At 72.4% G+C, this 23,414-nt stretch carries 19 protein-coding genes; 9 read left to right on the forward strand and 10 right to left on the reverse strand.

Translation table 11 applies throughout. The features are described 5' to 3' along the window. The first annotated feature begins 62 nt into the window (after window positions 1–62). The gene (locus BLT23_RS14005) at window positions 63–1,388 is read left to right on the forward strand and encodes a serine/threonine-protein kinase (RefSeq protein WP_245743944.1); all 1,326 of its coding nucleotides are present in this window, start codon (window positions 63–65) and stop codon (window positions 1,386–1,388) included. Here BLT23_RS14005 and BLT23_RS14010 read toward each other — a convergent pair. Together BLT23_RS14010 and BLT23_RS14015 are read right to left on the reverse strand one after the other, a co-directional pair. Continuing rightward, on the reverse strand, window positions 1,373–2,230 hold the full coding sequence (locus tag BLT23_RS14010; protein ID WP_090049189.1) for a hypothetical protein: 858 nt from the start codon (window positions 2,228–2,230) through the stop codon (window positions 1,373–1,375). The two genes, BLT23_RS14005 and BLT23_RS14010, sit on opposite strands and share 16 nt — an antisense overlap. Beyond that, on the reverse strand, window positions 2,223–2,714 hold the full coding sequence (locus BLT23_RS14015; protein WP_143035932.1) for an RNA polymerase sigma factor: 492 nt from the start codon (window positions 2,712–2,714) through the stop codon (window positions 2,223–2,225). Before BLT23_RS14015 ends, BLT23_RS14010 begins: the two co-directional genes overlap by 8 nt. Window positions 2,715–2,869: 155 nt before the next feature. Between BLT23_RS14015 and BLT23_RS14020 the strand changes: the two genes are divergently transcribed. After that, on the forward strand, window positions 2,870–4,162 hold the full coding sequence (locus BLT23_RS14020; RefSeq protein WP_090049483.1) for a beta-propeller fold lactonase family protein: 1,293 nt from the start codon (window positions 2,870–2,872) through the stop codon (window positions 4,160–4,162). Window positions 4,163–4,348: 186 nt separating this feature from the next. Next, window positions 4,349–5,620: a glucuronoarabinoxylan endo-1,4-beta-xylanase XynC gene (gene xynC / locus BLT23_RS14025; protein ID WP_090049194.1), complete on the forward strand. Its 1,272-nt coding sequence runs from the start codon at window positions 4,349–4,351 to the stop codon at window positions 5,618–5,620. Between the two features lie 11 nt (window positions 5,621–5,631). Here xynC and BLT23_RS14030 read toward each other — a convergent pair whose 3' ends face one another. Beyond that, window positions 5,632–5,820 (reverse strand): MbtH family protein, encoded by a 189-nt coding sequence (locus BLT23_RS14030; protein WP_090049197.1) that lies wholly within the window; start codon window positions 5,818–5,820, stop codon window positions 5,632–5,634. A 101-nt stretch (window positions 5,821–5,921) separates the two neighbouring features. On the opposite strand from BLT23_RS14030, the gene idi reads away from it, so the two are divergent. Continuing rightward, window positions 5,922–6,497, forward strand: a complete 576-nt coding sequence (gene idi, locus BLT23_RS14035) for an isopentenyl-diphosphate Delta-isomerase (RefSeq protein ID WP_090049199.1) — start codon at window positions 5,922–5,924, stop codon at window positions 6,495–6,497. 6 nt (window positions 6,498–6,503) lie between these two features. Here idi and BLT23_RS14040 read toward each other — a convergent pair whose 3' ends face one another. Next, complete coding sequence (locus tag BLT23_RS14040; RefSeq protein ID WP_090049485.1) at window positions 6,504–7,052, reverse strand: LysE/ArgO family amino acid transporter; 549 nt, start codon at window positions 7,050–7,052, stop codon at window positions 6,504–6,506. Between the two features lie 98 nt (window positions 7,053–7,150). Here BLT23_RS14040 and BLT23_RS14045 point away from each other — a divergent pair, with 98 nt between their 5' ends. The 5 genes from BLT23_RS14045 (at window position 7,151) to BLT23_RS14065 (ending at window position 10,045) form a co-directional block, all read left to right on the forward strand. Then, the gene (locus BLT23_RS14045) at window positions 7,151–8,008 is read left to right on the forward strand and encodes a LysR family transcriptional regulator ArgP (protein WP_090049487.1); all 858 of its coding nucleotides are present in this window, start codon (window positions 7,151–7,153) and stop codon (window positions 8,006–8,008) included. Between the two features lie 81 nt (window positions 8,009–8,089). Then, complete coding sequence (locus BLT23_RS14050) at window positions 8,090–8,797, forward strand: DUF998 domain-containing protein (RefSeq protein WP_245743945.1); 708 nt, start codon at window positions 8,090–8,092, stop codon at window positions 8,795–8,797. Continuing rightward, window positions 8,722–9,129, forward strand: a complete 408-nt coding sequence (locus tag BLT23_RS14055; protein WP_090049201.1) for a type III secretion system chaperone family protein — start codon at window positions 8,722–8,724, stop codon at window positions 9,127–9,129. Before BLT23_RS14050 ends, BLT23_RS14055 begins: the two co-directional genes overlap by 76 nt. After that, window positions 9,129–9,695, forward strand: a complete 567-nt coding sequence (locus BLT23_RS14060; RefSeq protein ID WP_090049203.1) for a TIGR03086 family metal-binding protein — start codon at window positions 9,129–9,131, stop codon at window positions 9,693–9,695. Before BLT23_RS14055 ends, BLT23_RS14060 begins: the two co-directional genes overlap by 1 nt. A 20-nt stretch (window positions 9,696–9,715) precedes the next feature. Next, window positions 9,716–10,045, forward strand: a complete 330-nt coding sequence (locus tag BLT23_RS14065) for a hypothetical protein (protein ID WP_090049205.1) — start codon at window positions 9,716–9,718, stop codon at window positions 10,043–10,045. 45 nt (window positions 10,046–10,090) lie between these two features. Here BLT23_RS14065 and BLT23_RS14070 read toward each other — a convergent pair whose 3' ends face one another. From BLT23_RS14070 to BLT23_RS14090, 6 genes are all read right to left on the reverse strand, one after another. Continuing rightward, on the reverse strand, window positions 10,091–10,351 hold the full coding sequence (locus BLT23_RS14070; RefSeq protein ID WP_143035933.1) for a hypothetical protein: 261 nt from the start codon (window positions 10,349–10,351) through the stop codon (window positions 10,091–10,093). 66 nt (window positions 10,352–10,417) lie between these two features. Continuing rightward, window positions 10,418–10,717, reverse strand: a complete 300-nt coding sequence (locus BLT23_RS40005; RefSeq protein WP_143035934.1) for a hypothetical protein — start codon at window positions 10,715–10,717, stop codon at window positions 10,418–10,420. Between the two features lie 12 nt (window positions 10,718–10,729). Continuing rightward, entirely contained in the window at window positions 10,730–11,734 is a 1,005-nt protein-coding gene (locus BLT23_RS14075) for a helix-turn-helix domain-containing protein (RefSeq protein ID WP_090049209.1), read from the reverse strand. 80 nt (window positions 11,735–11,814) lie between these two features. Continuing rightward, window positions 11,815–12,528, reverse strand: coding sequence for a 3-keto-5-aminohexanoate cleavage protein (locus tag BLT23_RS14080; RefSeq protein ID WP_090049211.1), 714 nt, complete (start codon window positions 12,526–12,528; stop codon window positions 11,815–11,817). After that, entirely contained in the window at window positions 12,449–22,231 is a 9,783-nt protein-coding gene (locus BLT23_RS14085; protein ID WP_218133740.1) for a non-ribosomal peptide synthetase/type I polyketide synthase, read from the reverse strand. Before BLT23_RS14085 ends, BLT23_RS14080 begins: the two co-directional genes overlap by 80 nt. Before the next feature lie 16 nt (window positions 22,232–22,247). Then, entirely contained in the window at window positions 22,248–23,414 is a 1,167-nt protein-coding gene (locus BLT23_RS14090; RefSeq protein WP_143035935.1) for an MFS transporter, read from the reverse strand.

Consider the following 23,414-nt stretch of genomic DNA (forward strand, 5'->3'; position numbering starts at 1 on the left):
AACGATACGTAGATCTACTCAGATGTGAGGTTTGAGCCCGAGTTCCCGCTACCCTCGATCCGGTGAAGGTGGACCAACCACAGCGCATAGGCGACTACCTGCTCCTGGGCAGGCTTGGTCGTGGTGCCATGGGAACGGTCTACCTGGGGCAAGCGGGCGACGGGCGGCAGGTCGCGGTCAAGGTCGCCCGTGCCGAGCTGGCCGACGACCCGCGCTTCCGCGAGCGGTTCCGCCGCGAGGTCCAGATGGCCCGCGCGGTCGGCAGCGCCGGCACGGCGGCGGTCGTCGACGCGGACACGCGCGCGCCCCGCCCGTGGATGGCCACGGAGTACGTGCCCGGCCCGACGCTGCAGGAAGCCATCGAGCGGCACGGCCCGCTGCCGGAGCACCACCTGAGACGACTCGCCGAGGGGCTGGCCGAGGCGCTCACCGCCATCCACCGCGCCGGGCTCGTGCACCGCGACCTCAAGCCGTCCAACGTCCTGCTGGGCGCGGACGGCCCGCGCGTCATCGACTTCGGCATCTCCCGCGCGATGGAGCACACCGCGCTCACCGAGACCGGCATGGTCTTCGGCACGCCCGGCTTCCTCTCGCCGGAGCAGATCACCGGCCAGGAGGTCGCGGCGCCGTCCGACGTCTTCGCGCTCGGCGCCGTGCTCGTCTACGCGGCCACCGGCAAGGGGCCGTTCGGCGAGGGCCCGACCGCGACGCTGCTGTACAAGGCGGCTCACGGCGAGCCGGACATCGACGGCGTGCCCAAGTCGCTGCGCCCGCTCGTGCAGAAGTGCATGCAGCGCGACCCGGCCAAGCGCCCGGACCCGACCGAGGTGACGCGGCTGCTCTCGCAGGTCACCACGCAGAAGCCGCCGACCAGCAAGATCCCCGCGCCGATGACGCCCGCCGCCGCGACGTTCTCGACGTCGCGGTTCGTGCCGTTGTCGTGGGGCCTGGTGAACCTGGCCGCCGCGCTGCTCGCCGCCGCGATCGCCGACCCGGCCGCGCAGGCGAACGGCGCCACGCAGCTGCTGGCGCTGGCCGCGTTCTGCGTCCTGGTCGTGCGCGCCGTGCGGCTGTTCAGCGCCGCCGCCCGCCGCAAGATCGTCGTGGAGATCAGCCGCGAGGGCATCGCCACGACCCGCAACGGCAAGTTCCACCAGTACTGGTGGTACGAGCTGGCACGGGTGCGGGTCGTGCCGCACAAGAAGCGGCCGTGGGTCGTCGTCTGGCTGAAGGACCCGGCGCCGCGCCGGTTCTTCGGGGCGCACCACGGCGGTGTGCGGGTGTTCCCGGTCGCCCACGAGCGGACCAGGCGGCGGCGCGAGCGCGAGGTCGCCGAGCTGCGCGCCGCCCTGGCCTGGTACCTGCCGCGGTCCTACGACGGGCGCTGATCGGTCCACTCGTAGGTGATGGACGCCGAGAGGGTCACCGTGTCGGCGGGCACCCGCAGGTCGGTCGCGTGCCGCTGCTCGAAGCCGGTCACCTCGCCCGTCACCGGGTCGATCGTGTAGACGGTCCTGGCGCCCTCCGCGAACACCTGTCCGTCCCGCCAGGTGATCCCCGGCGTCTCGCCGAGCCCGCGGTACAGCGCCGCCTTCTCCTCGACGGTCGTGAACGGCGACAGCATCGCCGCGGCCACCTCGTCCAGCGCCCGCACCGGGTCGGCGCCGGGCGACTGCCCGATGCCGACCTCCCGGCACGGCGTGCGGGAGCAGAAGGACTGCCACAGCTGGGGGCCGCGTTCGAGCTCGCCGTAGAGCGGCCGGTCCGGCTGGACGGCGCCCGCGACGTGCCGCCGCGCGCCTGTCTGCTCGCGGAAGATCACCACCATCTCGTCGGCGGCGGTCGGCAGCCAGACGTCGATCTTCCACTCGAACGCGGACGACGTGAACGGGTCCGAGGCTCCCCTGACCTCCCAGGCGAGGTAGCTGACGTGCCGGTACTTGGCGGCCGGCCGTTCGGTGACCTCCAGCGCCGTGGCGGCCTCGTGCAGCGACGTGGCGGGCTTCGTCGGCAGCGTCGCGGGTGCCTCCCGGTCGAGCGGACGCAGCACCACCACCAGCCCGGCGAGCAGCACCACCGTCACGGCCGCCGCCGCGGCGCCCAGCCAGCGGGAGGGGCGGCGCGGCTTCTCCTCCTCGAACAGCCGCGCGCGCAGGCGGGCCAGCCGGACCTCGTCGTCGGGCGGCACCGGGTAGAGCTCGGCGAGGTCGTCGTCCAGCACGTCACGCATGTTCCACTTCCTTCAGCTTGGCGCGCAGGCGGTGCAGGCGGGACCTCGCGGTGCCGGGGTTGAGCCGCAGCGCCTCCGCCGCGTCCTGGACGCTCAGCCCCGCGAGCGAGACGAGCAGGACCAGGTCGCGGTCGGCCTCGGACATCTTCGCCAGCGCGCCGGCGATGCGCCGCAGGTGCGACCGGGCGTCGATGCGGGCGACGACGGAGTGCTCCAGCGACTCCGCGACACCGAGGTCCACGCCGTAGCGTTCGGCGGTGCGCAGCAGGCGGGCCTCGCGCTTCGCGTGACCGCGCAACAGGTTCGTGGCGATGCCGTAGAGCCAGCCGACGGCGCTGCCCTTCTCCCGGTCGTAGTTCTCCTCGGCGCGCATGGCGGCCAGGAACGTCTCGCTGACGAGGTCGTCGGCCACGTCGACGCCGACCCGTCGCGCCAGATATCGGTGCAAGGGGAGGGCGTGCTCGTCGAACAGCTCCGCGAACATCACGCCCCCTGTTGGCTCCCCGCGGCACCCGTGTTGCAGTGACCTGGATCACATCATGCCCGCGTTCGGCCGGACGGCTGAAGAGGCTAACGCCCGTTGGTCCGGTCGCGATGTGGTGGTGGGTCGGGGATGACTCGCGCCAGGAGGCACTGAACATGCGGTTACGCCCACTGGTGATGGCGGCTGCCATCACCACGGCACTGGTGGTGACCCCGGCCTCGGCGGCTCCCGCCGGCCGGGTGCTGGGGTACGTCGCCAACAACGGCGGCGGGGTGTCGGTGCTCGACATCGCCACCGGCGCGGTGTCGGAGACGATCGCCGACAGCGGCGGCAACTCGCCGTACATGGCGGCGGTCGCGTTCGACGGCACCCGCGGCTACGTGACGAACACCGTGCAGAACACCCTCACCGTCATCGACACGCCGACCAACACGGTCGACAGCTCCGTCCCCGTCGGGAACCACCCGGCGGGAGTCGCGGTCGCCCCCGGCGGCGGCTTCGTCTACGTCACCAACTACGGCGACGGCACGGTGTCCGTCGTCGACACCGCCACGCTGACGGTCACCGCGACCATCACCGTCGGCCAGAACCCGGACGGCGTCGTCGTCACGCGCGACGGCAAGGCCGTCTACGTCACGCACGACGTCCCCGGCGCCAGCGCGGTCTCGGTCATCGACACCACGACCAACGCCGTCGCCACCACGATCCCGGTGGGCAGGGCCTCCACCGCGATCGCCGCGTCCCCGGACGGCACGCGGATGTACGTGGTGAACAAGGGCTCCGACACCGTCTCCGCCATCGACGTCGCCACGCGCACCGTCCTCGGCACCGCGAGCGTCGGCTTCACGCCACACGGCATCGCGTTGGCGCCGAACGGAACCCGCGCGTACGTGACGAACAGCGAGTTCGACTCGGTGTCGGTCGTGGACCTGACCTCCATGACCGAGCTGCGGAAGGTCTTCGTCGGTGACCGGCCCATCAGCGTGGCGATCACGCCGGACGGCGCGGGCCTCTACGTCACGAACTACGGCAGCGGCACGGTTTCGGTCATCGACACGGCCACGGACACCGTCACCGGCACCATCGCCGTGGGCGAGCACCCGGTGGGCATCGCGGTGAGCTTCGTGCCGCCCGCCCCGTCGAAGCTCGCCGCCGGTCACGCCCAGTTGCAGCTGCGGTTGCTCGGGTTCACGCTGCGCGGGCTCGACGCCACGCTGACCGAGAAGCACACCGGTGCACCGGTCGCCGGGCGGAAGGTCGTGTTCCAGACGGTGAAGGGCACGCCGTTGTGCACCGCGACGACGAACACGTCCGGCAAGGCCGCGTGCGACGCGCAGGTGCCGTTGCTGGTCGGGCTGGCGACGTTGCTGCAGGGCTTCACGGCGTCCTTCGCGGGCGACGACGAGCACGGCGGCGCGGCCAAGCGCGGCTACATCACGCTGCTCTAGGAGGAATTCGACCGATCGACTGTGTCGAATGGCGGGTAAATTCGACGCAGTCGATCGACAATTCGAGTTGACTGCGTGTCGCGGCACTGTTACGACTGTTTCCGGGAGTTCTCCGGATACTTGCTGACCGGTCAGGCATTCCGAAGTGTTCCGAACCCTGCGCGATGTCGACTTCCTGGAGATGTCATGACCGAAAGCCGAGACAATTCGGAGACCGCGGGTGCGCAGCCTTTCCGGCGGCGGACCCTGCTGGCGGCGGGTGCCGCGCTGCCGGTGCTGGCGGTGGGGGCGACGCCCGCTTCCGCGGCCAGCTCGGTGCTCGTCGAGCCGTCGAACGTGCAGCAGACGATCCTGGGCTTCGGCGGGATGAACCACACCGTCTGGATCAACGATCTCACCGCCGCCCAACGGGAAACGGCGTTCGGCAACGGTGCGGGCCAGCTCGGGTTCACCGTGCTGCGCATCCCCGTCCACGAGGACCGCGCCAACTGGAGCCGCGAGGTCGCGACGGCCCGGCGCGCGGTCGAGCTCGGGGCCAAGGTGATCGCCTCGCCGTGGAACCCGCCCGCCTCGATGACCGAGAGCTTTTCAGGCGGAAAGCGGCTGCGTTACTCCTCTTACGGCGCTTATGCGCAGCACCTGAACGACTTCGTCGCGTTCATGGCGAACAATGGGGTGAACCTGTACGGGATCTCGGTGCAGAACGAACCGGACTACGCGCACGAATGGACGGCGTGGACCTCCGGTGAGATCGTCCGGTTCCTCCGCGAGAACGCGGGCTCCATCAACGCCAGGGTCATCGCCCCCGAGTCGTTCCAATACCGCAAGAACCTCTCCGACCCCATCCTCAACGACGCCGCCGCGCTGGCGAACGTGGACATCATCGGCGCGCACCTCTACGGCACCCAGAACGCGGACTTCCCGTACCCGCTGTTCCAGCAGAAGGGCGGCGGCAAGGAGCTGTGGATGACCGAGGTCTACCACCCGAACAGCTCCGACTCGGCCGACCTGTGGCCGCAGGCGCTCGACGTGGGCGAGCACATCCACCGCGCGCTCGTGTACGGCCGGTTCCAGACCTACGTGTGGTGGTACATCCGCCGCTCGTACGGCCCGATGCGCGAGGACGGGCAGATCAGCAAGCGCGGCGCCAACATGGCGCACTTCTCGAAGTGGGTGCGCCCCGGCTACCAGCGGATCACCGCGACCGCGAACCCGCAGTCGAACGTCTACATCACGGCGTTCAAGAGCGGGTCCAAGGTCGTGATCGTCGCCGTCAACAAGAACACCTCACCGGTGGACCACGTGTTCACCGTCCGCGACATCAGCTCCGCGCCGATCTCGACCTGGCTGACGAGCGCGAGTGCGACCCTCGCGCATTACAACGACTTCAGCATGTCCAACGGGACCTTCAACGCCCAGTTGCCCGCCCGCAGCATCAGGACGTTCGTCCTGAACTGAGGCAGGTCCTGTCAGGCAGCCGCCGGCAGGTCGTCGCGGAGCGAGCCGAGGTGGTCGAGACACGACTGCCGGCAGGCGACTCCGTGGACGACCTGCCAGCCTGCGGGCACCTGCAGCACCGCGGGCCAGATCGAGTACCGGCCCGTCGGGCTGACCAGCACCAGGAACATGGTGTGAGCCTGAGCGAACGGGGATGTCATGCTCCCAGGGTGACCCCCGCCACCTCGGGTCCCGCTGGTCGCGCGGTGGAGCGTCTCATTACCCGATCTTGGCCGGGGTGTGATTACGTGGGGACGTGACTGTGGAACAGGTGGTCCTCCTGGCCGAGGACGGTTCGGCCATCGGCGTCGAGGACAAGGCCGTCGTGCACCACGCGGACACCCCGCTGCACCTCGCGTTTTCCAGCTACGTCTTCGACTCGTCCGGCAACACCGTGCTCACCCGCCGCGCGTTGCACAAGAAGACGTTCCCCGGGCTGTGGACGAACACCTGCTGCGGGCATCCGGCGCCGGGCGAGGACATGGCGCAGGCCGTGCTGCGACGGCTGCGCGACGAGCTGGGCATGGCGGTCTCCGCACCCGAGCTGCTGCTGCCCGCCTTCCGCTACCGCGCCGAGATGGACGGCGTCGTCGAGAACGAGATGTGCCCGGTGTTCCGGGTCCTCACCGACGACGAGCCCACGCCGAACCCGGACGAGGTCGACTCCACCGAACGGGTGGCGTGGAGCAAGTTCGCCTCCGACGTCCTCGACGGCACGCGGGAGATCTCGCCGTGGTCCCGGCTTCAGGTCGCCGAGCTCGTGAAGCTCGGGCCCGACCCGCTGGAGTGGCCGGTCGCGGACCGGGCCGGGCTGCCGCAGGCCGTCAAGCTGGGCTGAGGCCCCTCACGACCCGGCGATCAGGCCGGCCCCGAGGACGATCATCACGGCGGCGATCACGCCGTCGAGCACCCGCCACGCGCGCGGCTTCGCGAACAGCGGGCTGAGCAGCCGCGCGCCGAACCCGAGCGCGACGAACCACGTGACGCTCGCCGTGACGGCACCGACGCCGAATAGCCACCTGCCCGCGGCGATCGAGCCGAGCAGCAGCAGCGTGTCGAGGTAGACGTGCGGGTTGAGCCACGTCAACGCCAGCGCCGTGAGCACGGGCCTGCCCGTCGCCGCGCCGGACAGGGTCATCGCCGAGGGCCGGAACGCCCGCCGCGCGGCCAGGAACCCGTACGCCAGCAGGAAGACCCCGCCCGCGACGGCGGCGACGGTGACCACCTGCGGCCACTGCCGCACGATCACCCCGAACCCCGCGACGCCCACCGCGACCAGGACGGCGTCCGAGACGGCGCACACGGCGACGACCCTGCCCACGGCCTGACGGCGAAGTCCTTGGCGCAGCACGAAGGCGTTCTGCGCCCCGATCGCGACGATCAAGGTCATCATGGTCCCGAAACCGAGGAGCAGGTCAGTCACGCCACGACGGTACGAACCCGTCGTACCTGAAACCAGCTAAAGATTCTTACGTAGCATTAGCAGTCGTGATGGACCTGGACCTGGTGCGCACGCTGCTCGCGGTCGTCGACGCGGGCACGTTCGACGCCGCGGCCTCCCTGCTGCACGTCACGCCTTCCGCCGTCTCGCAACGGGTCAAGGCGCTCGAACAGCGGACCGGCCGCGTGCTGCTGGTGCGGGCCCGTCCGGTGCGGCTGACGCCGTCGGGGGAGGTGCTGGTCCGGTACGGGCGGCAGCTGCTCGCGCTGGACCAGGACCTCGCGGTGGCGCTGGGTGACGACGCCGTGGTGCGGGTGCCGATCGCCGTGAACGCCGACTCGCTCGCCACCTGGTTCCTGCCCGCGCTGCAACGGGTGCCGTCGTCGCTGCGGATCTCGTTCGACCTGCACCGCGAGGACCAGGACCACACGACGACGTTGCTGCGCCAGGGCCTGGTGATGGCGGCGGTGACGTCCTCGCGCGAACCGGTCGCGGGGTGCTCGGTGCGCAAGCTCGGCGCCATCCGGTACGCCGCGATGGCTGCGCCGTCGTTCGTGGAGCGGCACGAGGACGGTCCGCTGAAGTCGTGGCTGCCGGACGCGCCGGTGGTCGTGTTCGACCGCAACGACGACCTCCAGGACCGGTTCGTGCGCACGCTGACCCGTGGCCGTGGCGCCGCAGAGCACCGCCACTACGTGCCGTCGTCCGAGGTGTACGTACGGGCGGTCGTCGCCGGACTGGGCTGGGGGATGGTGCCGCCGCAGCAGGTCGTGGACGGCCTCGCCGACCTCGCGCCGGGCCGGTCGATCTCCGTGCCGCTGTACTGGCAGCAGTGGAAGCTCGACTCACCGGCGCTGAACGCGGTCGCCGATGCCGTCGCGGCCGAGGCGGCGGAGGCGCTGGGGTAGCCCCTGAGCGTGGCCTGAGCGGCTGCTGTCGGGTTCCTGAAGCGCGGAACCCGGGAGCACGGGCCCCACGTTGACCGTTCTGTGCTGATTCCTCGTCTCGCCGCCACCGGCGGATCGCTCGCCGTCGTCGTCACGGTGGCCATGGTCGGGCTGCTCGACCTCACCGTCGGGTCGATGCGCCGCACCATCAGCGAGTACGCGCTGGGCGACTACCGGCCGGTCTTCGACGTCGCCGTGCTGCTGCTGGCGTTCGGGTCGCTCGCGATCCTGACCGCGCTGGTCCGCAAGGGCATCGCCCGGTGGCGGTCGCCGGGGGCCGTCGCGCTGGCGCTGTGGTCGGCCGGGCTGCTGATCGTGGTGGCGTTCCCGAAGACGAACTGGGCGATGGGCACCAACGAGGTCAGCGGCGGCATCCACCGCTTCGGCAGCATGCTCGCGTTCGTCAGCCTGCCCATCGCGATCATCCTGCTCGCCCGGCCGTGGCTGCGCGACCGCGTCTGGGGACGGCACGCCCGGTGGACGATGGCGTCCGGTCTGCTGAGCGTCGTCGCGTTCATGCCGCTGCTGTACGCCATCGTGCTGGCGGCGGTGTCCGACGTCCGGTGGTGGCGGGTGTTCCCGTTGGGCTACATCGAGAGGATCTTGGTCATCGCGGAGGTGGCCGCCGTGCTCGTCGCGGGTCTCTGGGCCATCTCGGCCAGTAGGGTTGCGTCATGGCAAGTTGGGGAGATCTCCGGGACTACGTCCGATCCGAGTACGAAGTCATCCACGACGAGGGCGATGAGCTGAGGATCCTCTTCACGTTCGGGGAGGACGAGGACGACGACGAGCGCACGCAGGTCGTGATCATCGTCAGGGAAGTGCTCGACAAGCAGCACGAGTGGGTGCAGATCGCCTCGCCGTGCGGGCTCGCCTCGCAGGTGGACCTCCGCCGCGTGCTGGAGGAGGTCGGGCGCTCCACCGTCGCGTGCGGTCTCGCGATCATGGGTGAGCACGTGATCGTGCGGCACTCGTTGCCGTTGAAGGACCTCGACATCCACGAGTTCACCGACCCGCTGCACCTGCTCGCGGGCACGGCCGACACGCTCGAAGAGACCTTCTGGGGAGGCGACGGGTACTGATGTTCGACCTGACACCCGCGACGGACCGCTTGGCGGAGGTCGTGCGGAACGTGACGGACGGCGACCTGAAGGCGCCGACGCCGTGCCCCGACTACACGGTGGGGGACCTGCTCGACCACGTGAACGGCCTCGCGCACGCGTTCACGATGGCGGCGCGCAAGACCCCGGTGGAGGGAGCCGCCTCCGGTGACGCGGCTCGGTTGCCGCTCGACTTCCGCGAGTCGGTGCCGCGGCGGCTGGACGAGCTGGCGCGGGCCTTCCGGGAGCCGTCGGCGTGGGAGGGCATGACCGCCGCGGGTGGCGTCGACCTGCCGGGTGAGGTCGCGGCGGCCGTGGCGCTGGACGAGGTCGTCCTGCACGGCTGGGACCTGGCCCGTGCGACGGGGCAGGACTTCGCGGTCGACGAGGACCTGCTCCAGGTCGTCCACGGCTTCGTGTCGTCGATCGGCCCCGACGACCGCGACGGCTCGCTCTTCGGAGCCGCGGTGGAGGTCGGCTCGGACGCGTCTCCGTTGGACCGTGTCCTGGGACTCAGTGGCCGCGACCCGAAGTGGAACCTAGGTTAGGCTCTCCTAATGTGAGAGCGATGACGGTGCAGGTTCGGGCGGGGCTGGGCGCGGGTCGCCTGGCCGCCGCCGTGGAGTCCCTGGTGGAGCTGCATCCCGAACTGTGCCGATCCGGCTTCGCGCACCGCGAGGTCGCGGACCCCGTCGCCGCCACCCCGGCCGCCCTCGCGGACGCGGAGGCGGCGCTCGACCCGCTCACCGGCGTGCTCGTGCAGGCGGTGTGGCTCGACGCGGGCCCCGGCCGCTCCGGGCGGATGGTCCTGGTGCTGCACGACGCCGTGGCGGACCGTCTGCCGTGGATCCTCCCGTGGCTCGCGCAGGCGTGGAAGCAGCCCGCCCTCGTCAGCTGACGGAAGGCGGGGCGGGAGCCGTGACCACGGCTCCCGCCCCGTCGTTCAGAGCGGTCTGCACCCTCCCAGTTCCCAGTCCCGCAACGTGTCGTCCGCCAGTGCGGACGTGATGACGGCGAGTGCCGTGCCCGCCCCCACCGGGACCGCCGACTCGATGACCAGGACCGTGCCCTCCACGCTGTCGCCGATCCGCCCGGTCCAGCCGGGAGGCAGCAGCGAGATGAGCCGCGCCGCCGCGATCGAGGCGTTGCGGGACACCGTCGGGGTCCGCGCCAGGAGCGTCACCTGGAAGGTTCGCGTATACACGGTCTTGTCACCCGGGTCTTCGCGTCACCGGCCTCCGTGCGGCAGCACGGTCGCCGACGTGGGCCGTCAGTCGCACTGCCAGCCGTTGCTGTCGGTGCACTCGGAGCTCACGGTGAAGGTCCCGACGGCCTGCCAGCCGTTGCTCTCCCCGACGACGAATGCGCTCAGCAACACTGCCACGCCCGAAGCGACACCTGCGACAGCGGTCACGATTTCGCGGCGCGGAGCGATGTGGAACGACATGTCTTCCCCCGGTGTGCGATGGCGGATTGTGTTGGACAGGAAGACATTCGCATTCGCCGGCTCGGAGCCGGTAGGTCCGCCGCCTTCAGCATGCTGCTCCGTGTCGGCAGCATGCTGCCGCATGAATTCACAAGGTCACAGCCAGCCGCGATCTTTGGCCAGAAGTGCGGCCTGGAAACGGTTCGATGCGCCTAACCGGGTCATCAGGTCGGCCACGTGTCTGCGGAACGTGCGCACGGACATGCCCATCTCGCGTGCCGCGATCTCGTCCTTGCTGGAGGTGCTGAGCACCGTGAGGATCTGTTTCTCCACCAGCCGCAGGTGCTCGTCCGCCCCCGGCGCCGCCTCCGCGGCCTCGACCGGCCGCGCGTCGCACCACACGCGGTCGAAGAGGGCGATCATGCTCGTCACCAGGCTGGGCTGGTGGATGATCAACGCGCCCCGCGCGCTGTTGCCGGGGTCGATCGGGACGACGGCGACCGAACGGTCGTAGATGATCATCCGTTCCATCGAGTGCGTGACCGAGCGGACGTGCGCGCCCAGCGCGACGAGCTCCTGCACGTACTTCTCCGTGCGGTCATCGGCGACGGCCTCGTCCAGCACGATCGTCCGCATCCGGACGCCGCGGCGCAGGCACCGCAGGTCGAGCGGCCGGGCGGCCTCGATGTACGCGGCGGACAGCGGGCCGTCCGGCTGCATCGCCATCACCTCGCGGTGCGCGAAGAAGGCGAGATCGTCGAGACGGGCGCGGATCTCGTCGAGCCCCTCGATGCGTTCGATGTCCGACGACACCGGGCTGCGGCGGCCTGCCTGCTGGTCCTCCAGCAGCAGCGGGATGGCCTTGCGCACGGCGGAGACCCTGCGCAGCTCCTCGTTCAGCGCCTGGAGGCGGCGCTCGATCAGCTTCTCGATTCCGACGACCGGTTCCATCGCGACGACGCCGCGATCGGGGTGCTGCCGGACCAGCCCGAGCTCCTTCAGTCTCTCGAAGGCTCTGTCCACTTCGTCGTGGTCGGTGTCGAATGTGATCCCGTCCGAATCGAGCCCGGAATTCGGATTTCTCAGGAAGAAACGGTAGAGCCTTTCCTCGACGGCCGTGATGCCCAGTTCGGACAGGACTTGCTCCACGGTCATCGGCATCCCCCGAATGCTATGTATCGGCTGCCCCCGAATCCTTTAGGTCCGTGGATACCACCAATGGCGCGAACTCAAACGCCCGATCATCGGCTGGGGTAGCCCGCCACGATCCTGACCAGGTCGGCGTTGCTCACCGCCGGGTCGCCGCCGGGCAGGACGAGGGTGTCCTCCAACCCGATCCGGGTGTCCAGGCCGCGCTCGACGGCCATCCGCGCCACGTCCCACGCGGCGGCCCCCTCACCGTGCAGCAGTACGGACCCGCCGAACCCTGCCAGCTCCTCCAGCAGCTCCCGCGCCGTCACGAGCGCCGTCGCCGGATCGGTGTCGGTGACCTCGGCCAGCACCCTCGTGACGCGGTGTGCCCCCGGCCAGGCCAGGAACCGCTTGGGGCCGGTGGTGCCGGAGAACAGGCCGGCCTCGACGCCCACGCCGACGTCCAGCAAGGTCTCCGCGATGAGCACGGCGCCGTCCTCGTGCCAGTTCACCGAGGCGTGGTCGGGCAGGACCGTCCACGACCGGATCAGCTCGGCGCGGCGGTGCGCGGACGGGTCGACCCAGTCGCCGGTCGTCACGCCGACCGGCACCCCGGGCACGGCGGCGCGCACGGCTCGCACCGCCGCGCCGACGTGCTCCGCCAGGAGCGTGTCCTCGCCTTGAGGGTCCTTGGGGTGGAGGTGGATGTCGTGGGCGCCCTCCGCCACCGCGGCCCGCGCGGCCTCAGCCAGTTCGCCGGGGGTGAAGGGCAGATGGTCGGACGCGGAGCGGGGCAACGCCCCGTTGAGGCACACCTGCAGCACCGCCCGATGCTTGCACAGCGCGCCGCGGTGCGCAGGTCTGGTCCGCGTCACCAGCCTGGTCACCGGTGAGGGCGGCGACGATCTCCCGCGCCCACCTGGCGATCGTGGCCGCGTCGAACAGGTCCGTCGAGTACTCGACGTGCACCGATGGCTCGGTTCCGCCGGGTTCGACGACGACGTGGAGATCGTTGCGCGCACATCCGCCGACGTGCAGCGGCGTCACCCGCGCGCCGGGAAGGCCCAGCTCCGGCGGCGGGCCGGTCACGACGGTGAAGAGGACGTTGGGCAGGGTCGCCGGCTCGTCGCCGGGCAGCGCCGACGCCAGCACGTCGGGCAGCGGCACGTCCTGGTGGTCGAGCGCGGCGAACAGGCTCCTGCCGACCTCCGTCGCCAGTGCGCCCGAACCGAGCCGGACGCGGACCGGCACCACGTCGCCGAGCAACCCGACCACCTCGCCGGTCGCCCCCGTGCGCCGGGCACAGGACAGCGGCAGCACCACGTCGTCGGTGCCCATCAGCTCACCCGCCCACCGCGCGAAGCCCGCCGCCAGCACGGCCACCGGCGTGGTCCCGGCCGCGCGGGCCCGCTCGGCGAGCGCCGCCCACGTCCCCGCCGGCAACGCCTCGCGGTGCAGAGCGCCCCTGCCGGACGCGCGCCCCCGCCGGTCGGCTGGCAGCGTCCAGCGCACCTCGGCCCCGGACAGCTCGCGCCGCCAGAACTCCAGGTCCCGCGCCGACGGGTCCTGCCGGTCGCGCACCAGGCCGAGGAAGCTCGGCGCCGCGGGCAGCTCCTCACCCCGGTAGAGCGCGGCGAGGTCCCGCCACAGCAGGGGCATCGACGCGCCGTCGGCCACCAGGTGGTGCACGACGAGCACGAACACCCAGCCCGAACCGGTGCGGGCGAGGCCGCACCGCAGCAACGGCGCCGTCCCGAGGTCGAACGGGCGCCCGGCCAGACCGGCGCACCAGCCGTCCACGTCATCCGGCCGCTCGACCGGCAGCGCGATCTCCTCCACCGGCCCGGCGGCCTGCCGCGGCGGCGTCCCGCACACCCGCACCCGCAGCGCGTCGTGCCGCTCGACCAGCCCGTTCACCGCGCGCCGCAACCGGTCCGGCTCGACGTCACCGGCGAGGTCCACCCGGTAGGCCATGTTGTAGACGGCCGTGCCGAACGCGGTGTGCTTGCGCCACAGGCGTTCCTGGGTGGCGGTCAGCGGCGCCTGGTGCAGCCGCCGGGCCATCGCGCGCACGGTCGGCTCGGCGAAGAAGTCCGCCATCGTGCAGCTGACGCCCAGCTGCGTCCCGGCGCGGTCCACCAGCCGGACCGCCGCGAGCGAGTGCCCGCCCAGCTCGAAGAACCCGGTCGTCACCGGCACCTCCGGCACGCCGAGCTCGGCGCACCACAGGTCGTGGACGGCTTGTTCCTCCGCGGTGGCGGGCCGTTCACCGGCGGGAGCCGCCTCCGGTTCCGGCAGCGCGGCCCGGTCGACCTTGCCGCTCGCGGTCAGCGGCAGCCGGTCCAGCGCCACCCAGCGGGTCGGGACCAGGTACGACGGCAGCACCTCGCCCAGCAGTGCCGCGAGACGTGCCCACAGGTCCGGCGTCTCGGCGGCAGGGACCACGTACGCGACGAGCTCCGCCTCACCGCGCCGGTCCGCACGGGCGACGACGGTGGCGTCCGCGACCTCCGCCAGCCCGCACAACGCGTGCAGCGTCTCGCCGGGCTCCACCCGGTTGCCGCGGATCTTGACCTGGTCGTCGGAACGCCCCAGGAAGACGAGCGAGCCGTCCGCCCGCCACCGCCCGAGGTCACCGGTGCGGTACCAGGTCTCGCCGGTCGCGGGGTCGCGGACGAACGCCGCCCCGGTCTCCTTCTCGCGGCCGTGGTAGCCCCGCGCCAGCCCTGGCCCGCCCAGCCAGATCTCGCCGACCGCCCCGACCGGCACGGGGACACCGTCGTCGGTCACGGCCACGCGCACCCCGTCGATCGGCCGTCCGATCGGGGGCGCGACCGGACCGTGCGCCGTGTCCACGGGGTGGTCGGTCACGATGATCGACGCCTCGGTGGGCCCGTACTGGTTGTGCAGCACGCACTCCGGGTGGCCGGCGAAGAACGACCGCAGCGCGGGCGTCAGCACCAGTGGCTCGCCGCAGCACAGCACGACCCGCAGCGACGGGGCGGACAGCCCGGACTCCAGCAGCGCGTTGAGCGGCGTGAACGGCATGAGCAGCCGTTCGACCCGGTGCCGCCTGATCACCCCGGCCAGCGCGGTGTGGTCGTGCCGCACGGAGTCGTCGACGAGGACCAGCGCGGCACCGGACGCGAGGGTGGAGAAGATCTCCTGCACGCTGATGTCGAACCCGGCGGACGTCCAGCCGAGAGTCCGGAGTGGACGGTGCTGGCGCAGCTGCCAGCGGACGACGTTGACAGGTCCGCGGTGCTCGACGAGCACGCCCTTCGGCCTGCCGGTCGAGCCGGAGGTGTAGAGGCAGTAGGCGAGGTCGTCCGGCTTGACCGCGGGCAGCGGGACTCGGTGCCTCGGTGCCTCGATCTCGGTCACCCGCAGGACTTCCCCGGCGTCCAGTGTGGACTCGCCGGCGGTGAGGAGCACCCGCGCTCCGCTGTCGGAGATGAGGTGGCGGCTTCGCGCGGCCGGCAGTCCGGGGTCGATCGGCAGATAGGCGCCGCCGCTGGTGAGCACGCCGAGCAGGGCCGCGATCAGCTCGGGTCCGCGCGGCAGCGACACCGCGACGATCTCACCGCGCCGCGGCCCCAGCGCCTGCGCGATCTCGTCCGCCCGCGCCCGCAGCTCGCGGTAGGTCCAGCTGCCCCAGTCGCCCGTGAGCGCGATGTCGTCGGAGTCGCCGACCAGCTCGTGCAGGCACACCTCCGGGTCGGGGACGCTCGCCCCCTGCCACGACTCGATCGCTGCCCTGTCCCGCGCGCCCGCCGCCGTCAGCTCGGCGACCGGGCTGTCCACATCGGACGCGACCGCGTCCAGCACGTCGCCGATGTCCGCCAGCAGGCCGCTGACCGTCGCCGCTTCGAACAGATCGGTGCGGTACTCGGCGACGCAGCGCAGCCCGTCGGCGCTCTCGGTGAAGTAGAGCGACAGGTCGTGGACGGACGTGCTGATCGGCGGGTCCAGCACGGTGGCCGTCAGCGGCCCGAAGTCCACCGGCTCCTCGGTCTCGTACTCGACGAGCACCCGGAACAACGGCACACCCTCGGCGTCACGGCCGGGGTTGACCGCCGCCACCAGCTCGTCGAACGGGACACCGCGGTGCTCGAACGCCGCCAGCGTGCCGGCGACGACCCTGCCGAGCAGCTCGCGGAACGTGCCGGAGACGTCGATCCGCAGCGGGACCAGGTCGAGGAACAGCCCGATCGCGTCCCGCGCGCCGTTCGGCCGCGAGCTGATCGCGGTGCCGACGACGACGTCCGGCTCACCCGCCCGGCGGCCGAGCACCGCGCTCACCGCCGCCAGCACGACCATGAACGGCGTGGCACCCAGCTCCGGGTTCCGCGGCACGGCACGGAACTCCCGCGTCACCGCCGCGCCTTCACCCGTGGGCTCGGCGGGTGCGGGGAAGTCGGCCGGCAGCCTCAGCGGACGCGAGCCCGCGAGCAGGTCGCGCCAGTAGCCGAGGTCACCGCCCGGTCCGCAGGCGGGCGGCGGTACCGGTGGTGGCAGCGTCACGCCCTGGTAGTGCGAGGCGATCTCGCGCAGCAGCACACCGGTCGACGCCGAGTCGAACACGATGTGGTGCGCCACCACGTGCACCAGATGCCGGTCCGGTGCGAGCCGCAGCACCACGAGCCGCAGCAACGGGCCGGTGGCGAGGTCGAACCGCACACGTGCCGCCTCGGCCGCCATGCTCGCGACCGCGCCGCGTTCGTCGAGCCCGGTGCCGTCCTCGAACGCCCACTGCACCTCCGCCTCCGGCCGTACCTCCTTGAACGGCACGCCGTCCTCGGCGCGGAAGACCGTCCGCAGGGCCGGATGCCGTCCGGCGGCCCGGAGCACGGCGTCGCGGAACCGTTCCACGTCGAGCGCGCCGTCGATCCTGACCAGCTTCGGCTCGTGGTAGACGCCCGTGCCGGGCCGCAGCCGGTCCATGAACCAGATCCGCTGCTCGGCCGGGGTCAGCGGCAGCCGGGGGAGCGGTCGCGCTCGCGACTCGCCGGGGTGGCGCAGTGCGTTCCGGTGCCGCAGTTCGTCCAGGTGCCGCAAACCTTCGAGCACCCGGTCCGGGGCCACGCCGAAGTCTACGAAGCACGCGATCTCGTCCACCCCGGCGGCGACCAGTGCGCGGGCCACCGACGCGGCCTCGTCGACGGACCCGATGAGCGCCCGCGACCCGGTGTAGCGCTCGAACGCCTGGCGCAGCACGAAGTCCTCGTCGGCCGACGGCATCTCGGCGAGCCCCAGGCTCTGCGCCTGCCCGGCGAGCGCGAGCGACGACCGCAGGTACCGCAGGAACGGCTCCCGTGCCTCCTCCCGCGCCACGGCACCGTCGGCACCGAGGTAGGTGTGCACCAGCACGACCACACGTCCGGCGGCGGGGTCGTGCCCGGCCTCTGCTCGTGCCGTCCGGTAGCGCACGATGTTCTCGGCGAGGTCGTCCACCGACTGCGTCATCAGGTTCGTCAGCACGCCGATCCCGGCTCTGCCCGCCTTGACGTAGCTGTCAGGGTTCCCCGCGATGGCGGTGAAGAACGGCGGCAGGTCCTGGAGCGGACGCGGCTGCAACCGCACGGACACCGGCTCACCGGTACCGGACGCCGCGGTGACGTCCTCGCCGGACCACAACGCGCGCACGGTCTCCATGTGCTCGTACATCAGCTCGCGGTTCCGTGCGTACGCGTCGGGGGCGAGCGCGAAGTCCTTGGCGTGCCAGCCACTCGCGAACCCGAGACCGACCCGTCCGCCGGACAGGTTGTCCACGACGGACCACTCCTCCGCCACCCGGATGGGGTTGTGCAGGGGCAGGACGACCGATCCGGCGTTCAGCCGGACGTGCTCGGTGCGGGCGGCGATGGCGGCGGCGAGCACCGACGGGTTCGGGAAGAGCGCGCCGAACGAGTTGAAGTGCCGCTCCGGCAACCACACGGCGTGGAAGCCGTGCCGGTCGGCGAACTCGGCGGCGGCCAGCACGAGCCCGTACTTGTCGCGGTGCGCCTCGTCGGGGTAGTCGCCGAAGAAGGACAGGCTGAAGTCGCACGGCCCGCAGGGGAGCGCGGGATCGGCGGCGACGGGTTCGGCCACGGCGAGCTCGGTCACGGGCTCGGCGAGTTCCGTCCGAGGCCGCGGCACCGCGCCCTCCCCGGCCGTCACCCCGCCACCTCGCGCGACCAGCCGCGCGGCGGCCCGTGGCGTGGGAGCAACGGTGAACAGGTCCTTCACCGTCACCCGGACGCCGAAGTCGCGTTCGATCTCCCCGGCCAGCCCCATCAACGCGAGCGAGTCGGCCCCCAGCGCCAGGAACGTCTCGTCCACCCGCGGCTCACCCGCGAGCCCGAGACGTGCCGCGACCAGCTCCCAGACCCGTCCGAGCACGTCCCGGCCCTGCCCGCGCGGTGCGGGCACGACCATCTCCGCCGGTCGCACCGCCGGCCGCTCCGGCTGGCGGCCGGTCTCCACCCGGTTCCGCTCGAACGGGTAGCCCGGCAGCCAGATCCGCCTGCCCGTCGCGAACGCGGACAGGTCGACGTCCAGCCCGGCCGTCACCGCGGCGGCCACGGCGTCCGGCAGCGGGCCGCCGATCCAGGCCGCCTCCTGGTGGCCGGCGCGGCCCAGCCGGCACAGCACCGAGTCCTGGCCGATCTCGACGCGCGGGCCCGCGTCCCCCAGCTCCGCGAGGCACAGGTCGAACCGCATCGGGCGGCGCAAATGCTCGGTCAGGTGCTCGGGGCGGACTACCGAGCCCGCCGCCAGCCGGGCGCCGTCGACGCCGCGCACCAGCGGGAGGCGCAACGGCGTGAGCCGCACGTCCCGTGCCGCGCGCAGCAACGGCTCCACCGCCGGGTCCATGAACCTGGAGTGGAACGCCCTGTCGACCCCCAGGCGCGTGCACGGCACACCGGCGCGGGCGGCGGCCTCCTCGATCGCGTCCACCGAACCGGCCAGCACGTGGCTGACCACGCCGTTGACCACCGCCAGGTCGGTACCGCTTGCCCGGGCCACGGCGCGCGCCTGCTCGCGGGTGGCGTGCAGCGCGACCATGCCCGCGGGTTCCGTGCACCCGGTCAGGCGGCCCCGTTCGACGGTCAGCCGCAGGCCGTCGTGCCGGGACAGGCCGCCCGCCACGACCAGTGCCGCGTACTCGCCGATGCTGTGGCCCACGACGAGGTCGGGCTCGACGCCCCACGAGCGCCACAGCTCCGCCAGCGCCACCTGGTAGGCGAACGTCGCCGGTTGCACGGGAAGTTCGGCGGCGGGGTCGAGCAGCGCGCCGAGGTCGGTGAGGCTGGACAGGTCGTCGATGACCGCGCGGAACACGGGGTGCTCCGCGTACAGTCCGGCCGCCATGCCCGCACGGGCCTGCCCCTGGCCGGGGAACGCGAAGACCACCGGACCGTCCGCGGGAGAACCGGGGGAGGCGTCCAGCGCGTCCACCAGTTCGGCGGTGGTCGAGGCGGCCACGGCCGCCCGGTGCGGGTGGACGGGACGGGCGGCGAGCGTGGCGGCGACGTCGGCGACCGCGAGGTCCGGGTGCTTCGCCAGGTGAGCCCTGAGCGCGGAGACGGACCGGGCGAGGGCGGCCGGGGTGCGGGCGGACAGCGACACCACCGACCGGCGTGCGGACCGCTTCGCGACGACCGGCGGCTGCTCCAGCACCACGTGCGCGTTCGTGCCGCCGACGCCGAGCGCCGTGACGCCCGCCCGGCGGACGCCGTCCCACGTCCCGGCCCGGGCTGTGATCGAGAACGGGCCGAGGTCGAGCGCGGGGTTCGGCGTTCCGACGCCGGGGGTCGGCACGATCTCGCCGTGCTCCAGCATGAGCACCGTCTTGATCAGCCCGGCGAGACCGGAGCACGTGTCGAGGTGCCCGACCGATGCCTTGGCCGACCCGAGCCGCACCGGACCGGGGTACACCTCGCGCAGCGCGGCCACCTCGATCGGGTCGCCCAGCGCCGTCCCGGTGCCGTGACACTCCACATAGGACACCAAGGACGGGTCGACGCCCGCCCGGTGCAGCGCCAGCCGCACCACCTCGGCCTGCCCGGACACGCTCGGCGCGGTGAAGCCCGCCTTGGCCGCGCCGTCGTTGTTGACGGCGGTGCCGAGGATGACGGCGTGCACGGCGTCCCCGTCGGCCAGCGCGCGGTCGAGCCGCTTCAGCACGACCGCGGCGACGCCGTTGCCGCCGACCGTGCCGTCCGCGTCCGCCGAGAACGGCCGGCACGCGCCGGCGGGCGACAGGATGCCGCCGGGATGGGCGAGGTAGCCGTCGTCCTGCGGCACGTGCACGGCGGCGGCACCGGCCACCGCCACGTCGGCGTCACCGGTCAGCAGCGCCTGCACCGCCAGGTGGACCGCGACCAGACCGGTCGAGCACGCCGTCTGCACGCCGATGGCGGGCCCGGTCAGGCCGAGCCGGTGCGCCACCCGCGCGGCGAGGAAGTCCGGTTCCGCGCCGATCGCCGCCCGCATCGCGGCCGGCACGTCCGCGCCCGGCAGCCCGGCCTGGTGCCCGTAGAGGTGCATGCCGGAGCCCGCGAACACGCCGACTCGTCCGGGTGCGTCCAGGCATCCCGCGCTCTCCAGCGCGCGGTAGCACTCCTGCAGGAACAGGCGGTGTGCCGGGCTGGTGGACGCCGCCTCGGCCGGTGTCATCCCGAAGAACTCGGGGTCGAACGCGTCCGCGTCGGCGATCGTGCCCATCGCCCCGACCCTGCCGGGCGCGTCGAACCGGGCGATCGAGCACCGGCCTGCCCGCAGGTTCTCCCAGAACGCCGCGACGTCGTCCGCGCCGGGCAGCCGCGCCGCCATGCCGATCACGGCGATCCGGTGGTCCGTCCCGGCCGGCGCCGATGCCTCGGGTGCCCGCCGGTCGCCCTCCAGGTAGCGGACCAGGGCGTCCACCGACGGATGCGCGAACAACGCGGTCGCGGGCAGTGACACCCCGAGGTCCCGCTCCAGTTCGGTGCGCAGCCGCGCGAGCGCCACGGACGTGAGTCCCAGGTCGTAGAAGGCTTTGCCGGTGACGGCCGGGGCACCCGCCACCCGTTCGACGGCGGCGCTCACCACCGTGCGGACGTCGGTGAGCATCCGGCGGGCCTCACCCCGGCGGATCTTGCCGCCGCCCGTGCGCGGAAACCGCGCGGGATCGACGACGACCACCCGTGCCACCGGGAGCCGCAGCCGCGCGAACACGGCCGCGCGGATCTCCTCCACCGGCACCGGAGCGCTCGATCCGATGACGAGCACGAGGTCCTCGGTGGCCAGCCGGGCGTTCGGCACACCGCACGCGGCGGTCCAGCCCACCGGTGCGCCCGCGTCCACCGCCACGGCCTCGATCTCGTGGCAGTAGTGGTTGTGCCCGTTGACGATCACGACGTCCCTGGCCCGCCCGGTGATCACCACCTGCCCGTCCAGGACGTACGCGAGATCGCCGGTGCCGAACCACTCGCCGGACCTCTCTCCGCCGAGGTAGCCGGGCGTGACGCGGGCCGACCGCACCTGCAACGCCCCGATCCGGCCCTCCGGCAGCACTTCTCCGCCGCGCACGACCCGCACGGACGCTCCCGGAGCTGGCGGCCCCACCGGAACGAGCTCGACACACGGCCTCTGATCGTCCACGTCGGTCAATTCCAGGTCGCCGGACAGGCTGGCCCGCACGACCCGGTGCACGCCGTCGGAGAAACGGCCGATCGTGATGCCCGTGCACGTCTCGGTCATGCCCCAGGCGGGCCGCAGCACCGACTCCGGCAGCCCGGTGACGGCGGCGAACCGGCGCATCAGCCCGGCTGGGATCTGCTCGCCGCCGCTGACCAGCGACCGCACGTGCGCCAGGTCCCAGGAACGGTCCCCGGCGGCGTCGGCGACGAGCCGGTACGCGAACGCGGGTGCCCAGCTGTGCCGGGCCTCGTGCTCGCACAGCAGGTCCAGCCACCGCAACGGTTCCGAGGTGACGAGGTCGGTCTCCACGTGCACGTTGGTGGCGCCCGTGAACACCGGCAGCAGGTGGTAGAGCAGCAACGCGCCGCTGTGGTCGAGCGGCAGCCAGTTGAGCGTCGTCTCGTCCTGGCGCAGGCCGAGGCTCTCCCGCGCTCCCACCGCGAACTCGGCGAGCCCGCGCTGGGTCAGCGGGACGGCCTTGGCCGAACCGGTGCTCCCGGACGACAGGAGCACCAGCGCCTCACCGTCCTCGGCGGGCCCGAGCGGCCGGACCTCGCGCCCGCCGAACACGGGCACCGGCACCGCCCCGCCGAGCACGCAGGCCCAGAACGCGGGGAAGAACTCCTCCAGCGGCAGGTCCGCCAGCACGACCCGGTCACCGCGCCGGACGTCGCGGGACAGGTCCGTCGCCCGTGCGAGCAGCTCGGCGTAGGTGGTCGAGGTCGTTCCCGCCGAGGTCACGGTGACCACCCGCGAGCCGGGGAAGCGGCGGGCCGCACGGCGCAGCGCGGTGGCGAGGTCGAGCGCGTCTTCTGCCGTGAACCTCAGCTCGGGTCCGTGGCACAGGGAGGTGGCCATGACGGTCCTTCCACAGTCAGGTGAGACGACGGGACACCAGCGCCAGCGCGAGCGCGCAGAGGACGGCGGCGGCGTGGAACCCGGTGACGACTCCGAGGACGGGAAACGACGGCAGCAACGCGGAGGCGACGAGCGTCCCGGACGCGAACCCCGCGGTCTCCGCCGTCGAGGACAGGCCGAACAGGCGCACCCGGAGGTCACCGGGGACCTCCTGCAGCCGGGACGTGTAGACGATCTCGGTGAGGCCGTCGGAGAAACCGGCGCACACCATGACGAGGACGAGCAACGGCCACGGCGGGCCGGTGAACGCGAGCACGAACGACGCGGACATCACGCAGGTGCCCAGCACGAACGCGGTGGTGCTGCCGGCGAACCGGGGCGCGACGAACCGCGCGGTGAACGCGCCCACCGCCCACGACGCCCAGAAGCCGCTCATGAACACGGCCGCGTCCGCACCCGCGACGGCGGACGCGTGCACCGGAAGCGACAGGTTGTGCGACGCGGAACCGAACGCGTCCGCCGCCCGCACGGCCACCAGCACCGCGATGGCGGGACCGGCGGCTCGCAGCAACGACAGCGAGGGTGCCGACGGTTCGCGCACGGGCGGCAGGGACTCGTCCCACCGCAACCGCGACACGACGAACGCGGAGAACCCGAACGACGCGGCGTTGACGAGGAAGGCCAGCCCGAACCCGCCGAACGCGATGATCGTGCTCGCCGACGCGTACCCGGTGATCACCGCCAGCGCCCGCCAGGTCACCAGCCTGCCGTTGGAACGCGCGTTCTCGCCGTCCGGCACCAGGTCCGGGACGCTGGCGCGCACGCAGACGTTCGAGACGGCGTTGCCCGCGCCCAGCACCAGCGCCGTCACGACGAGCCCCGCGAGCCCCGCGGACGGACCCAGCAGCGCCAGCCCGGTCATCACCGCGGCCTGCGCCAGGTCGGCCCGCACCATCAGGCGCCGCAGCCCCCGCAGCCGCACCAGCGAGCCCGCTCCCAGGCCGCCCGCGAACCCCGCCGCCAGCCGGACGGCCATCACCAGGCCGAGTCCCCACGCCGTACTGGTCACCGTGTAGGTGAACAGCGCCAGCGCGACGAGGTTGAGGAAGTTCCCGAACGCCGACACCGAGACGGCGGTGACCAGCGCGGTGAACCGGGCGGGCGGCGCGAGCAGGGTGGTCAT

It is taken from the genome of Lentzea fradiae, from assembly GCF_900100955.1.
In the GTDB taxonomy this organism is placed as follows: domain Bacteria; phylum Actinomycetota; class Actinomycetes; order Mycobacteriales; family Pseudonocardiaceae; genus Lentzea; species Lentzea fradiae.